Origin of the sequence: Streptomyces sp. TLI_185 (assembly GCF_003814765.1) — a bacterium.
Taxonomy (GTDB): domain Bacteria; phylum Actinomycetota; class Actinomycetes; order Streptomycetales; family Streptomycetaceae; genus Streptomyces.
In genome coordinates this window covers 3,627,181-3,641,186 of the sequence record NZ_RKRB01000001.1, presented here as the reverse complement: position 1 = coordinate 3,641,186, position 14,006 = coordinate 3,627,181, and the positions used below count along the sequence as shown (strand labels likewise).

Sequence of the window (14,006 nt, the reverse complement as noted above, 5' to 3'; positions counted from 1 at the left end):
GACGATAGGAGAAGCGGCCGGTCAGCGCCTACGACACGCCGAAGCGTGCCGCCAGCTCGTCGCGCTGTCTCCGTACGAACCCCGCATCCACCGCCGCTCCGTGACCGGGCACGTACAGCGCGTCCTCCCCGCCCAGGTCGAGGAGCCGGTCCAGAGCGGCCGGCCAGTGCGACGGTACGGCGTCGGATCCGGCCTGCGGTTCGCCGGACTCCTCCACCAGGTCGCCGCAGAAGACGACCTCAGGGGAGCCGGGCACCAGCACCGCCAGATCGTGGGCCGAGTGGCCCGGCCCGACGTTCGCCAGCAGCACCTGCAGGCCGCCGCCCAGGTCGAGGGTCCACTCGCCGGAGACGTGATGCCGGGGCGCGACCAGGGCGTCGACCGCCTCCTCGGCCAGGCGCGCGTCCAGCCCGTTGCCCACCGCGTCCGCCCGCAGCTCCTCGCGCGCGTGCCGGGCCTCGAAGACCGTGTCCATGCCCACCGCGCCGTACACCTCCGCGCCCGCGAACGCCGCCGCCCCGAGGACATGGTCGAAATGAGGATGCGTGAGCGCGAGATGAGTCACACGGTGACCGGCCAGCTCCTGCGCCTCGGCACGCAACCGTGCGCCCTCCGCGAGGCTCGACCCCGCGTCGATCAAGAGCGCCGTGCTCTCCCCGACGACCAGCCCCGTCGTGCAGTCCCAGCCCGGAAGCCGGCACCGGCCGACACCGGCAGCCAGCCGCTCCCACCCCAGCTCTTCCCAAGTCACCGTCATACGGCGACGCTAGCGGTACGCCCCGTTCAACAGGGGCCGACCTTGCCCCGGGTGTACCCCACCGCCGTACACTGGCCGGTAACGGCTGGCACTCGGACGGACAGAGTGCCAGGCGAAGCGCCTAGGGGACGACTTCTGGAGGTGTGCGCTAGATGCTGAGTGAACGACGGCTCCAGGTGCTGCGCGCCATCGTCCAGGACTATGTCGGCACCGAGGAGCCGGTGGGGTCGAAGGCCCTGACCGAGCGGCACAACCTCGGCGTTTCCCCGGCGACGGTCCGCAACGACATGGCGGCCCTGGAGGACGAGGGGTTCATCGCTCAGCCGCACACCAGCGCCGGGCGCATCCCCACCGACAAGGGCTACCGGCTGTTCGTCGACAAGCTCGCGGGCGTCAAGCCCATGTCCGCGCCCGAGAAGCGGGCGATCCAGAACTTCCTCGACGGCGCCGTCGATCTCGACGATGTGGTGGCGCGGACGGTTCGGCTGCTCGCCCAGCTCACCCGGCAGGTCGCCGTCGTCCAGTACCCGTCCCTGACCCGCTCGACCGTGCGGCACGTGGAGCTGCTCTCGCTCGCCCCCGCCCGCGTGATGCTCGTGCTGATCACCGACACCGGCCGGGTCGAGCAGCGCATGATCGACTGCCCGGCGCCGTTCGGGGAGGCCTCGCTCGCGGATCTGCGGGCGCGGCTCAACAGCCGGGTCGCGGGCCGTCGCTTCACCGACGTCCCCCGGCTCGTGGAAGACCTGCCCGAAGGCTTCGACGTCGAGGACCGGGGTACGGTCTCGACAGTGCTCTCCACTCTTCTGGAGACACTGGTCGAGGAGAACGAGGAACGGCTGATGATCGGCGGCACCGCCAATCTGACCCGTTTCGGACATGACTTCCCCCTCACCATCCGCCCCGTCCTGGAGGCGCTGGAGGAGCAGGTCGTGCTCCTCAAGTTGCTTGGTGAGGCGGGGGATTCGGGCATGACGGTGCGCATCGGGCACGAGAACGCCTATGAGGGACTCAACTCCACTTCAGTGGTGTCGGTCGGCTACGGTTCGGGCAACGAGGCGGTCGCCAAGCTCGGCGTGGTCGGACCGACCCGCATGGATTACCCGGGAACGATGGGAGCGGTACGCGCAGTGGCACGGTACGTCGGACAGATCCTGGCGGAGTCGTAAGTGGCCACGGACTACTACGCCGTTCTCGGCGTGCGCCGCGACGCGTCGCAGGAAGAGATCAAGAAGGCCTTCCGGCGGCTCGCGCGCGAGCTGCACCCGGACGTCAACCCGGATCCGAAGACCCAGGAGCGGTTCAAGGAGATCAACGCCGCTTACGAGGTGCTCTCGGACCCGCAGAAGAAGCAGGTCTACGACCTCGGCGGCGACCCGCTCTCGCAGGCGGGCGGCGCCGGTGCGGGCGGCTTCGGCGCGGGTGGCTTCGGGAACTTCTCGGACATCATGGACGCGTTCTTCGGTACGGCGTCCCAGCGCGGCCCGCGCTCGCGCACGCGCCGGGGCCAGGACGCGATGATCCGGCTGGAGATCGAGCTCGACGAGGCGGCCTTCGGTACGACCAAGGACATCCAGGTCGACACGGCGATCGTCTGCTCCACCTGTAACGGTGAGGGTGCGGCGCCGGGTACCTCCGCCCAGACGTGTGACATGTGCCGCGGTCGCGGTGAGGTGTCGCAGGTGACGCGGTCCTTCCTGGGCCAGGTCATGACCTCGCGTCCCTGCCCGCAGTGCCAGGGCTTCGGCACGGTCGTTCCGACGCCGTGCCCGGAGTGCGCGGGCGACGGTCGCGTACGGTCCCGCCGTACGCTCACGGTCAAGATCCCGGCCGGTGTCGACAACGGCACCCGCATCCAGCTCGCGGGCGAGGGCGAGGTCGGGCCCGGCGGCGGTCCCGCCGGTGACCTGTACGTCGAGATCCACGAGCTGCCGCACCCCACCTTCCAGCGGCGCGGCGACGACCTGCACTGCACGGTCACCATCCCGATGACGGCCGCGTCCCTCGGCACCAAGGTGCCGCTGGAGACGCTGGACGGCATGGAGGAGGTCGACATCCGGCCAGGCACCCAGTCCGGCCAGTCGATCCCGCTGCACGGCCGGGGTGTCACGCATCTGCGCGGCGGCGGTCGAGGGGACCTCATCGTGCACGTGGAGGTCCAGACCCCGACGAAGCTGGATCCCGAGCAGGAGCGGTTGCTGCGGGAGCTTGCCAAGCTGCGGGGTGAGGAGCGGCCGACGGGGCAGTTCCAGCCGGGGCAGCAGGGGTTGTTCTCGCGGTTGAAGGATGCGTTCAACGGGCGGTGACGGGGGTGGCTGCGGGTGGTTTTCTCGCCCCCGCCGCCCCTTCCCTTCCCGTCCCAGGGGGCTGCGCCCCCAGACCCCCGCTTTCGGCCTGAACGGCCTCGTCCTCAAACGCCGGACGGGCTGAAATACACCGACCGGCAGGGAGACGTGCCGTAGGCCTATGCCTGCGGACGGCCGGATTCGGACTTGTTCGGAGGACGTGACAACATGCCGTCATGTCCTCCGCGCTGACCGATCTCTTCCCTCATCCGATCGTGCAGGCCCCCATGGCGGGCGGTGTCTCGGTGCCGCATCTGGCCGCCGCCGTGTGCGAGGCCGGGGGGCTCGGGTTTCTCGCCGCCGGGTACAAGACGGCCGACGGCGTGTACCAGGAGATCAAGCAGCTGCGGAGCCTCACGAGCCGCCCCTTCGGCGTGAACCTCTTCATGCCCCAGCCCGAGTACGCCGACCCTGGCGCCGTGGAGATCTACGCCCACCAGCTGGCCGGAGAGGCCGCCTGGTACGAGACCGAGCTCGGCGATCCGGACAGCGGCCGCGACGACGCCTACGACTCCAAGCTCGCCGTGCTGCTCGACAACCCCGTGCCGGTGGTCTCCTTCCACTTCGGGGTCCCGAGCCGCGAGATCCTCGACTCCCTGCGCCGGGCGGGTACCTTCACGTTGGTCACCGCGACCACCCCTGAGGAGGCCCTCGCCGTGCAGCTGGCCGGCGCCGACGCGGTGATCGTGCAGGGCGTGGAGGCCGGCGGCCACCAGGGCACGCACCGGGACAACCCGGAGGCGGACGGCACCGGCATCGGGCTGCTCTCGCTCGTCGCCCAGGTCCGCGAGACCGTGGGCATCCCGATCGTCGCCGCCGGCGGCATCATGCGCGGCGGCCAGATCGCCGCGGCGCTGGCGGCGGGCGCGAGCGCCGCCCAGCTCGGCACGGCGTTCCTCGCCACCCCGGAGTCCGGCGCGAACGCCGTCCACAAGCAGGCGCTGACCAACCCGCTGTTCGTGCGCACGGAGCTGACCCGCGCGTTCTCCGGCCGCCCGGCCCGCGGCCTGGTCAACCGCTTCCTGCGCGAGCACGGCCCGTACGCCCCCGCCGCCTACCCGGAGGTCCACCACCTCACCTCGCCCCTGCGCAAGAAGGCCGCCGCCTCCGGCGACGCACAGGGCATGGCGCTGTGGGCGGGGCAGGGGCACCGCATGGCGCGTGAACTCCCGGCCGGGCAGCTGGTCGAGGTCCTGGCCGCCGAGATCGACATGGCCAGGACAGCGTTGTCGGGCAAGGGGGACCTGCGATGACTGCGCCGGTGTTCGTCGTCGACTCGCTGGCAGACGTGGGGCCCGGCTCGATCGTCGAACTGGACGGGCCCGAAGGGCGGCACGCGGTGTCCGTACGGCGGCTGCAGCCCGGCGAGGACGTGGTGCTGACGGACGGTCTGGGCCGCGGTGCCGCCGGTGCGGTCGTCCGTACGGAGGGCAAGGACCGGCTGTTCGTCGAGCCCGTCGAGTTCCCGGTCGAGCCTGAGCCCAGCCCTCGGATCACCGTCGTCCAGGCCCTCCCCAAGGGGGACCGTGGCGAGCTGGCCGTCGAGACGATGACCGAGACCGGCGTAGATGCGATCGTGCCGTGGTCGGCAGCCCGCTGCATCACCCAGTGGAAGGGCGAGAGGGGCCTGAAGGCCCTGGCGAAATGGCGGGCCACCGCCCGCGAGGCCGGCAAGCAGTCCCGCCGGCTGCGCTTCCCCGAGGTCGCGGACGCGGCAACGACCAAGCAGGTTGCCGCACTTCTCGCCAAAGCCGACTTCGCCGCCGTACTGCACGAGGACCGCGACTACGGCAGTGAGCCGCTGGCGACCGCCGAACTCCCCTCCGCGGGCGAGATCGTGCTGGTCGTGGGCCCCGAAGGGGGCGTCTCCGAACAGGAGTTGGCGCTCTTCGAGGAGGCGGGTGCCAAGGCGTACCGGCTCGGGCGTAGCGTGCTGCGTACATCGACCGCGGGCACCGCGGCGACCGCCCTGCTCCTGGGCCGCACCGGCCGCTGGTCCTGAACGATCACGGGGGAACCCCATGGAACTCGCCCAAGTCCGGCTCCTCGTCAGCGACTTCGCCGCCTGCTACCGCTTCTACGCCGAGGTCCTCGGCCTCAAACCGCAGTCGGGTGCGACCGCGGGCCCGTACGAGAAATTCAGCCCGGCCACCGGCTCGGCGGGCATCGCACTCCAGGACCGTTCGATGATGGCCGAGGTCCTGAACGAGCTGGGCGACACGGCAACGGGCCACCGCTCCCTGGTGGTGCTGCGCGTCGACGACCTCGACACCTACTGCGAGGAGATCGCCACCCGGGGCGCCGTCCTCCTGCACGGCCCGTCCCCGATGACGGACCGCATGCGGGTGGCCCATCTCAAGGACCCCGAGGGGAACTTGGTGGAGTTGCAGGAGTGGCTGCTGCTGCGCGGCTGACCCAGCAGGGCGCGCGGGCGCTTTCGTGACCGTATGCGCTCTACCGTCGGACGGCACTCGGTGGCAGGCTGCCCTCCATGGGGGCATTGAGGCGGATTTGGCGGCGGCCGCGCGGACGGCGGGTGGCGGCCGCGCTGGGACTTGCCGTGCTGGGCGTCGGCGGGGCCGTGGCCTGTGATCCGGGCGGGCTGAACTCGGCGGCCGTGGCGTACACGACCAGCAAGACCGCGACCGCGGAGCTGAAGCGGCAGAAGGTCGACGTGCAGTGGCTCAGCTGCACCGCCAACTACGGCAACAACAAGGCCAACACGCCGGGGCGGACCGCGCCCTCGGCGAGCGAGACCACCGTCGCCAACGTCGACTGCCAGGGACAGACCAAGGACCGACGGGACATCACCGTCACCGGCAAGGTCACCCGCGCCGTCGACGGCGCCTGCGTGCGCGGCGACCTCACCGCCAAGGTGGGCGGCAAGCAGTGGTTCCACGTGACGGGGCTCGGCAACTGCAACGCGACACCGTCGCCCATCCTCAACAACCCCTCCAACGGAAACGGGCAGCCCGGCGCCACCGTCACCGTGACGGTCACCAGGACCATCTGGTGCAAGGGCGATCCGAAGTGCTGGCCCGTCGAGGGCAAGTGATCCGAACCGCGGACCCGGGGTGGCGCCCCTGCGTAGGGTGATCGGGTGACACAGCCTGCGACGCCTGCCTATGTCCGGTTTCCGCACCTGCGGGGCGAGTTGGTCGCCTTCACGGCAGAGGACGACGTGTGGCTCGCCCCCGTCGACGGCGGACGCGCCTGGCGGGTCAGCGTGGACCACACACCGGTCACCCTGCCCCGCATCTCGCCCGACGGTACGACCGTCGCCTGGACCTCCACCCGCGACGGCGCCCCCGAGGTGCACATCGCCCCGGTCGCCGGCGGACCGTCCAAGCGGTTGACCCACTGGGGCAGTTGGCGCACCCAGGTGCGCGGCTGGACCCCGGACGGACAGGTCCTCGCGATCACCACGCACGGCCAGGCGAACCTGCGCCGCAGCTGGGCGCACGCCGTCCCGCTCGACGGCGGACCTTCCACCGTCCTGCCGTACGGCCTCGTCGGGCATGTCGCCCATGGGCCGAGCACCGTCCTGCTGTCCGCACCCATGGGGCGCGAGGCCGCCTGGTGGAAGCGGTATCGCGGGGGCACCGCGGGCAAGCTGTGGATCGACCGGGAGGGCCAGGGCGCATTCGTACGGCTGCATGAAGAGCTCCACGGGAATCTGGAGTTCCCGGTGTGGGCGGGGGAGCGCATCGCCTTCCTGTCCGACCACGAGGGTGTCGGGGCGGTGTACTCCTCCCTCGCCGACGGTTCCGACCTGCGCCGGCACACGCCGCTCGACGGCTTCTACGCCCGGCACGCCGCCGGCGACGGCACCCGTGTCGTCTACGCCTCGGCCGGTGAGCTGTGGATCCTCGACGACCTCGACGGAGCCGAGCCCCGCCGCCTCGACATCCGGCTCGGCGGGCAGCGCGCCGACCGGCAGCCGTTCGCCGTGAACGCCTCCCGCTGGTTCGGATCGGCCGCCCCCGACCACACCGCACGCGGCAGCGCGGTCGCCGTGCGCGGAGCCGTCCACTGGGTCACCCACCGCTCCGGACCCACCCGCGCACTTGCCGCCGAACCCGGCGTACGGGCCCGGCTGCCGCGCACTTTCCGCGCCGAGGGCGAGGAATGGGTGGTGTGGGTGACGGACGCGGAGGGCGAGGACGCCCTGGAGTTCGCGCCCGCCACCGGTCTGGCACCCGGCGCCACTCCGCGTCGCCTGGCCGCCGGACAACTCGGCCGCGTCCTCGGGCTCGCCATGGCACCCGACGGCAGCCGGGCCGCGGTCGCCGCGCACGACGGACGCGTCCTGCTCGTCGAGAGGGAGACCGGCGAGGTCCGCGAGATCGACCGCAGCGAGGACGGGGACGTCACCGGCCTGGTCTTCTCGCCCGACTCGGCCTGGCTCGCCTGGTCCCACCCCGGCCCGCGGCCGCTGCGCCAGCTCCGCATCGCCCACACCACCGACCTGACCGTCACCGAGGCGACCCCGCTGCGTTTCCGGGACTACGCGCCCGCCTTCACCCTCGACGGCAAACACATCGCCTTCCTCTCCAACCGCTCCTTCGACCCGGTCTACGACGAGCACGTCTTCGACCTCGCCTTCGTGGTCGGCGACCGCCCGCACCTGATCACCCTCGCGGCGACCACACCTTCCCCCTTCGGCCCGCAGCGGCACGGACGCCCCTTCGACACCCCCGACAAGGACGAGACCCCCGACAGCGAGGGCACCCCGGCCACCCGCATCGACCTCGAAGGCCTCGCCGACCGGATCGTGCCCTTCCCGGTCGAGGCCGCCCGCTACTCCGGCCTGCGTGCCGCGAAGGACGGCGTGCTGTGGCTGCGCCACCCGGTGCAGGGCGTCCTCGGAGTGTCCAGGGCCACCCCCGACGATCCCGACCCCAAGACCGAGCTGGAGCGCTACGACCTCGTCCAGCATCGCCTGGAGCACCTCGCCGCCGATGCCGACCACTTCCGGGTCAGCGGCGACGGCAAGCGCGTCCTGCTGTGGACCGACGGACGGCTGAAGGTCGTACCCAGCGACCGGCGCGCGTCCACCGACGACACCAGCGACACCAACATCACCGTCGACCTGAGCCGGGTACGGCAGACGGCCGACCCCTCGGCCGAGTGGCGGCAGATGTACGAGGAGACCGGCCGCATCATGCGGGACCACTTCTGGCGGCCGGACATGAGCGGCGTCGACTGGACCGGCGTACTCGACCGCTACCGGCCGGTCCTGGACCGCGTGGCCACCCACGACGACCTCGTCGACCTCCTGTGGGAGGTGCACGGCGAGCTCGGCACCTCGCACGCCTACGTGATGCCGCACCACGGATACGGCAACGGGCCAAGGCAAGGGCTCCTCGGTGCCGACATCTCCCGTCACCAGGACGGCAGTTGGCGCATCGACCGGATCCTGCCGACCGAGACCTCCGACCCCGACGCCTGCTCCCCGCTGGCCGCACCGGGCGTCGCGGTGCGGGCCGGGGACGCGATCGCCGCGGTGGGCGGGCAGCCGGTGGACCCGGTGACGGGGCCCGGACCGCTGCTCGTCGGCACGGCGGACAAGCCGGTCGAGCTGACGATCTCGCCCTCCGGCGGAGGCGAGGTGCGGCATGCGGTCGTCGTGCCGGTCGCGGACGAGGAGCCGCTGCGGTACCACGCATGGGTCGCGGACCGGCGGGCCTACGTCCACGAGAGGTCCGGCGGGCGCATCGGCTATCTGCACGTTCCCGACATGCAGGCGCCGGGCTGGGCCCAGATCCACCGGGACCTGCGGGTCGAGGTGGCCCGGGAGGGCCTCGTCGTGGACGTCCGGGACAACCGGGGCGGCCACACCTCCCAACTCGTCGTCGAGAAGCTGGCCCGGCGGATCGTCGGCTGGGCCGTGCCGCGCGGCCTGCGGCCGTACAGCTACCCGGCGGACGCGCCCCGCGGACCGGTGGTCGCCGTCGCCAACGAGTTCTCCGGCTCCGACGGCGACATCGTCAACGCGGCCATCAAGGCACTCGGCATCGGTCCGGTCGTCGGCACCCGGACCTGGGGCGGCGTCATCGGCATCGACAGCCGCTATCGCCTGGTCGACGGCACGCTGGTCACCCAGCCCAAGTACGCCTTCTGGCTGGAGGGTTACGGCTGGGACGTCGAGAACCGCGGTGTGGACCCGGACGTGGAGGTGGTCCAGCGGCCGCAGGACTACGCGGCGGGACGGGACGTCCAACTGGACGAGGCCATCCGCATCGCACTGGCCGCCCTGGAGGAGACCCCCGCCAAGACACCCCCGAGCCTGGACTGACGACCCTGGATACGATGCCCCCGTACTCGATCACCGTGATCGATCAACCGGCTTGAGGAGACCACATGCCAGGGGAGCCGCAGGACGACTGCCTGTTCTGCAAGATCGTCGCGGGGCATGTCCCGGCGACGATCGTCCGCGAGACGGAAACCACCGTCGCCTTCCGGGACATCAACCCGCAGGCACCCACCCATGTCCTGGTGATCCCCAAGGCGCACTACAAGAACGCGGCCGAGCTCGCCGCCGCGGAACCGGTCCTCGCCGCGGACGTCCTGCGCGAGGCCCAGTCGGTCGCCGACGAGGACAAGCTGGAGAGCTACCGCATCGTCTTCAACACGGGCGCCGGCGCCGGCCAGACCGTCTGGCACGCCCACGCGCACGTCCTCGGCGGCCGTGGCCTGCAGTGGCCGCCCGGGTGACCCAGAAGGACGTAAGTCACCGTGTCCGTACGTGAATTGGTGGTCCTCGGCACCGCCAGCCAGGTCCCGACCCGGCACCGCAACCACAACGGCTACCTGCTGCGCTGGGACGGCGAGGGCATCCTCTTCGACCCCGGCGAGGGCACTCAGCGCCAGATGCTGCGTGCCGGGGCGGCCGCGCACGATCTCAACCGGATCTGCGTCACCCACTTCCACGGCGACCACTCGCTGGGCCTCGCGGGCGTCATCCAGCGCATCAACCTCGACCAGGTCCCGCACGAGATCACCGCGCACTACCCGCGCTCCGGGCAGCGCTTCTTCGACCGCCTGAGGTACGCCACCGCGTACCGCGAGACGGTCGACCTCACCGAGGCCCCGGTCGACACCGACGGCCCCCTGGCCGTCACCGCCTCGTACACCCTCGAGGCCCGCAGGCTCTCGCACCCCGTGGAGTCCTACGGCTACCGGCTGACCGAACCCGACGGCCGCCGTATGCTCCCCGACCGCCTTGCCGCGCACGGCATCAAGGGCCCGGACGTCGGCCGTATCCAGCGGGACGGCGCGCTCGGCGGAGTGTCCCTGGAGGAGGTCAGCGAGGTGCGCCGCGGTCAGCGGTTCGCGTTCGTCATGGACACCCGCCTGTGCGACGGGGTGCACGCGCTCGCCGAGGGCTGCGACATGCTCGTCATCGAGTCGACGTTCCTCGACGAGGACACCGGCCTCGCGGTCGAGCACGGCCACCTCACAGCCGGGCAGGCGGCGGCCGTGGCGCGCGAGGCGGGCGTACGGCATCTGGTGCTGACGCACTTCAGCCAGCGCTACACCGAGCCGGACGAATTCGAGCGGCAGGCGCGGGCGGCGGGCTTCGAGGGTGAGCTGACGGTGGCACACGATCTGCTGCGGGTGCCGGTTCCGAAACGCCGGTAAAGCACCCGTACGATGCTGCGATGCCCCTCCCCAAAGCTGAACTGCACCTGCACATCGAAGGCACCCTGGAGCCGGAGCTCGCGTTCGAGCTGGCCGCCCGCAACGGTGTCGAGCTGCCGTACGCCGACGAGGACGAACTCCGCAAGGCGTACGAGTTCGAGGACCTCCAGTCCTTTCTGAACCTGTACTACGAGCTCATGGCCGTCCTGCGCACCGAGCGGGACTTCGAGGACCTCGCGAACGCCTACCTGGCCCGCGCCGCCGCGCAGGGCGTGCGGCACGCGGAGATCTTCTTCGACCCGCAGGCGCACCTCGCGCGGGGCGTGGGCATGGGCACGGTCGTGGAGGGGCTGTGGCGGGCGCTGCAGCACAGCGAGTCGGTGCACGGCATCTCCACCCGGCTGATCCTGTGCTTCCTGCGGGACGAGTCCGCCGAGTCTGCGCTGCAGACCCTGGAGGCCGCGAAGCCGTACCTGGACCGGATCACCGGCGTCGGCCTCGACTCCGCCGAGGTCGGGCACCCGCCGGTGAAGTTCCGCGAGGTCTACGAGGCCGCCGCCGCGCTCGGCCTGCGCCGGGTGGCGCACGCGGGGGAGGAGGGCCCGCCGGAGTACATCACGGAAGCCCTGGACGTGCTCGGCATCGAGCGCGTGGACCACGGCCTGCGCTGCATGGAGGACGAGCAGCTGGTGGCCCGTCTGGTCCGCGACCGGATCCCGCTCACCCTGTGCCCCCTCTCCAACGTCCGCCTGCGCACGGTCGACACCCTCGCCGACCACCCGCTGCCCGCCATGCTCGACGCCGGTCTGCTCTGCACGGTCAACTCCGACGACCCCGCCTACTTCGGTGGCTACGCGGGCGACAACTTCGACGCCGTACGCCAGACCCTGGCGCTGTCGCACGACCGCCTGCGCGAACTCGCCCGCAACTCCTTCCTCGCGTCCTTCCTGGAGGACGACGAGGAGCGCCGGGCGCGGTACCTCTCCGAGGTGGAGGCGTACGAGTTCTAGGCGGCGGTGGTGAAGTCCGGTGCGGGGGTTGCTGGGGGCTGCCGCCCCCAGACCCCCGCTTCGGCCTGAACGGCCTCGTCCTCAAACGCCGGACGGGCTGAAACAGCGACCGCGGTCATCGGTACGGCTATCGCGAGCAGCCCGACGGCCAGGACCGCACCCATGACGGGGAACCCGGCCTGCGCCGCCAGCACGCTCCCGGTCAGCGGTCCCGCCGCCGTCCCCAGCGAGGACGCCGATCCGACGAGCACCGCCCAGCGCCCGCGCGGATCCAGGGAGGCCGCCAGCCCGATCACGTACGACAGGACGACCGGGTAGAGCACGTTCCAGGCGATCTCACCGCTCGCGAACGTCGTCAGGTCGGTCGCGGACGCGCTGAGCACGATGCAGCCGGAGATCAGCACCGTGCCCGCCCCGATCGGCAGCGCACGGCCGAACCGCGGCCCGACCGCTCCCGCGCCGACGACGCCCAGCAGCCCCGCGCCGAGCGCCACCGCGAAGACGGCGCCGACGGTGGCCTCCGCGAGGTGCGCCTGGGCCAGGCCGATGCGGCCGCTGACGCCCCACAGCGCGTTCTGCGCGAGCGACCAGCAGAACATGACGAGGGCGAGGACCAGGCCGGAACGCGGATGGGGGAGACGGGTGCCGTCGAGGGGGTTGTGCGCGACGGCCGTACGGACCGGGAGCCGGCCGGTGAGCGGCCAGACGGCGAGCGAGGTGAGCGCGATCGCGGCGAGGGGCTGCCCGTGGCCCGCGCCCAGGTGGGGGATCGCCAGATACAGGGCGCCCGCGAGCGCGGACACACCGAGCAGGCCCAGCGTGGTCGTCCGGTGCGGATCCCTCTGGGCGGCGATCCCGGTGGCGGCGACCGTCGTCGCCGTCCCGGAGCCGAAACCGCCGACGAGCGCGCCCGCGACGACCGCGGGGACGGAGTCGGTGAGCGCGGCGCCGCCGTAGCCGAGGACCGCGAGCAGGAGACCGAGGCGGGCCAGGGTGCGGGGGCCGACGCGGTCGACGCGGGAGGCGAGCAGGAAGCCGGCCGCGGCCGAACTCAGCAGCAGGGCACTGCCGATGGCGCCCGCCTCGGTGGCGGAGAGCGAAAGCCCCGAGTCGAGCCGTCCGACGGTGGTCGGCAGCAGATACGGAGCGAGGTACCCGGCCGTGAAAAGGGCGACGAGGGGCCAGGGGGTGGTGCGAGGGGCGAACACGGGCGTTCCCAGGGCATGCGAAAGAAGCGGCTCAAGAAGGGGTTGGGCGACGACCGTCGACGGACAGGAACGCGCGGAGAATTTGTATCAAGCACGCGGTTCGGGAAAGAAGCGCGGGGGGTGTGATGTGGCGCACGTTGCGTTTGGGGCGGGAGAGGTCGGGTAGCAGAGGGCGCCGGTCCGGCAATTTCAGCCCGTCCGGGGGCGCCCCCTCCGGGGGAGTTCGAGGACCGACTAGCGCCAGTGAGCAGCGCCGCCGGCACTCGGTGCCGTCGCCTCGATCTTCAGGCGGATCTCCCGCATCACCGCCACGATCCGCTCCTCGTGCTCCGGCGTCAGCCGGGCCACCGGCACCGAGCAGCTGATCGCGTCCTGCGCGGGGGCGTCGTAGCGCAGCGCGAAGCCGAAACCGACGATTCCGGCCACGCCCTCCTCGCGGTCGACCGAGTAACCACGCGTGCGGACCCGGGCGAGATCCGCCGCCAGCGACTCGCGGCCGGTGTGCGTGTTCGGTGTGAGCGCCTGGTACGGCCCCTCGGGGAGCTCCTCGTCTCCGCGCTCGGCCAGCAGTGCCTTGCCCAGCGCGCCCGCGTGCGCGGGCAGCCGGCGGCCGACGCGGCTGATGGTCCGCAGGTACTCGTGCGACTCCCGCGTGGCCAGATACGCCACGTCCCGTCCGTCGAGCCGCCCCATGTGGATCGTCTCTCCGAGCGCCTCGGACGCCTCGTCGAGATACGGCCGTACGACGCGCACCCGCGGGTCGGAGTCGAGGTAGCTGGTGCCGGTGAGCAGGGCGTGGATGCCGATGCCGTACAGCGAACCGGTGACGTCCGTACGCACCCAGCCTCTGCTGATCAGGGTCTGCAGCAGTGCGTACATCGAGCTGCGCGGGACGCCCAGCTCGTCCGCCAGCTCCTGCAGTCGTGCCGGACGGTCGCCGCGCTCGGCGAGCAGTTCCAGCAGTTCGACCGTCCGCGCGGCGGACTTCACCTCGCGCACGCCGCCACCCGTCTCCGACATGGGGCGATGTTAGTCGGCTCAT

The 14,006-nt window shown here is 71.8% G+C and carries 13 protein-coding genes; 10 read left to right on the top strand and 3 right to left on the bottom strand.

From position 1 onward, the window contains the following. Positions 1-28: 28 nt before the first annotated feature. A complete protein-coding gene (locus EDD92_RS16620) occupies positions 29-757 on the bottom strand; it encodes an MBL fold metallo-hydrolase (RefSeq protein WP_123965054.1) in 729 nt (242 codons plus the stop codon). Positions 758-909: 152 nt separating this feature from the next. Between EDD92_RS16620 and hrcA the strand changes: the two genes are divergently transcribed. The 10 genes from hrcA (at position 910) to EDD92_RS16570 (ending at position 11,756) form a co-directional block, all read left to right on the top strand. Then, complete coding sequence (gene hrcA / locus EDD92_RS16615; RefSeq protein ID WP_123965053.1) at positions 910-1,926, top strand: heat-inducible transcriptional repressor HrcA; 1,017 nt, start codon at positions 910-912, stop codon at positions 1,924-1,926. After that, entirely contained in the window at positions 1,927-3,063 is a 1,137-nt protein-coding gene (gene dnaJ / locus EDD92_RS16610) for a molecular chaperone DnaJ (protein ID WP_099928818.1), read from the top strand. A gap of 215 nt (positions 3,064-3,278) precedes the next feature. Beyond that, positions 3,279-4,355, top strand: coding sequence for a nitronate monooxygenase (locus EDD92_RS16605; protein WP_123965052.1), 1,077 nt, complete (start codon positions 3,279-3,281; stop codon positions 4,353-4,355). Beyond that, positions 4,352-5,104, top strand: coding sequence for a 16S rRNA (uracil(1498)-N(3))-methyltransferase (locus EDD92_RS16600; RefSeq protein ID WP_123965051.1), 753 nt, complete (start codon positions 4,352-4,354; stop codon positions 5,102-5,104). The genes EDD92_RS16605 and EDD92_RS16600 overlap by 4 nt, the downstream gene beginning before the upstream one ends. Positions 5,105-5,123: 19 nt before the next feature. Continuing rightward, the gene (locus EDD92_RS16595; protein ID WP_123965050.1) at positions 5,124-5,516 is read left to right on the top strand and encodes a VOC family protein; all 393 of its coding nucleotides are present in this window, start codon (positions 5,124-5,126) and stop codon (positions 5,514-5,516) included. Between the two features lie 77 nt (positions 5,517-5,593). Further along, the gene (locus EDD92_RS16590; protein WP_123965049.1) at positions 5,594-6,157 is read left to right on the top strand and encodes a hypothetical protein; all 564 of its coding nucleotides are present in this window, start codon (positions 5,594-5,596) and stop codon (positions 6,155-6,157) included. Positions 6,158-6,202: 45 nt separating this feature from the next. After that, positions 6,203-9,400, top strand: a complete 3,198-nt coding sequence (locus EDD92_RS16585) for a S41 family peptidase (RefSeq protein WP_123965048.1) — start codon at positions 6,203-6,205, stop codon at positions 9,398-9,400. Between the two features lie 65 nt (positions 9,401-9,465). Then, a complete protein-coding gene (locus EDD92_RS16580; protein ID WP_123965047.1) occupies positions 9,466-9,819 on the top strand; it encodes a histidine triad nucleotide-binding protein in 354 nt (117 codons plus the stop codon). A gap of 21 nt (positions 9,820-9,840) precedes the next feature. Next, on the top strand, positions 9,841-10,746 hold the full coding sequence (locus EDD92_RS16575; protein ID WP_123965046.1) for a ribonuclease Z: 906 nt from the start codon (positions 9,841-9,843) through the stop codon (positions 10,744-10,746). 20 nt (positions 10,747-10,766) lie between these two features. Further along, positions 10,767-11,756: an adenosine deaminase gene (locus tag EDD92_RS16570; RefSeq protein WP_123965045.1), complete on the top strand. Its 990-nt coding sequence runs from the start codon at positions 10,767-10,769 to the stop codon at positions 11,754-11,756. On the opposite strand, the gene EDD92_RS16565 is transcribed toward EDD92_RS16570, so the two are convergent. Together EDD92_RS16565 and EDD92_RS16560 are read right to left on the bottom strand one after the other, a co-directional pair. Beyond that, positions 11,753-12,964, bottom strand: coding sequence for a sugar MFS transporter (locus tag EDD92_RS16565; RefSeq protein WP_123965044.1), 1,212 nt, complete (start codon positions 12,962-12,964; stop codon positions 11,753-11,755). The genes EDD92_RS16570 and EDD92_RS16565 overlap by 4 nt on opposite strands. A gap of 234 nt (positions 12,965-13,198) precedes the next feature. Further along, entirely contained in the window at positions 13,199-13,984 is a 786-nt protein-coding gene (locus EDD92_RS16560) for an IclR family transcriptional regulator (RefSeq protein ID WP_123965043.1), read from the bottom strand. Positions 13,985-14,006: the final 22 nt, after the last annotated feature.

Excerpts from the sequence above, each read along its gene's own strand:
- EDD92_RS16560 (WP_123965043.1), bottom strand. The coding sequence starts at position 13,984 with ATGTCGGAGACGGGTGGCGGCGTGCGCGAGGTGAAGTCCGCCGCGCGG.
- EDD92_RS16580 (WP_123965047.1), top strand. The coding sequence starts at position 9,466 with ATGCCAGGGGAGCCGCAGGACGACTGCCTGTTCTGCAAGATCGTCGCG.
- EDD92_RS16605 (WP_123965052.1), top strand. The coding sequence starts at position 3,279 with ATGTCCTCCGCGCTGACCGATCTCTTCCCTCATCCGATCGTGCAGGCC.
- EDD92_RS16600 (WP_123965051.1), top strand. The coding sequence starts at position 4,352 with ATGACTGCGCCGGTGTTCGTCGTCGACTCGCTGGCAGACGTGGGGCCC.
- EDD92_RS16595 (WP_123965050.1), top strand. The coding sequence starts at position 5,124 with ATGGAACTCGCCCAAGTCCGGCTCCTCGTCAGCGACTTCGCCGCCTGC.
- EDD92_RS16590 (WP_123965049.1), top strand. The coding sequence starts at position 5,594 with ATGGGGGCATTGAGGCGGATTTGGCGGCGGCCGCGCGGACGGCGGGTG.
- hrcA (WP_123965053.1), top strand. The coding sequence starts at position 910 with ATGCTGAGTGAACGACGGCTCCAGGTGCTGCGCGCCATCGTCCAGGAC.
- EDD92_RS16570 (WP_123965045.1), top strand. The coding sequence starts at position 10,767 with ATGCCCCTCCCCAAAGCTGAACTGCACCTGCACATCGAAGGCACCCTG.
- EDD92_RS16620 (WP_123965054.1), bottom strand. The coding sequence starts at position 757 with ATGACGGTGACTTGGGAAGAGCTGGGGTGGGAGCGGCTGGCTGCCGGT.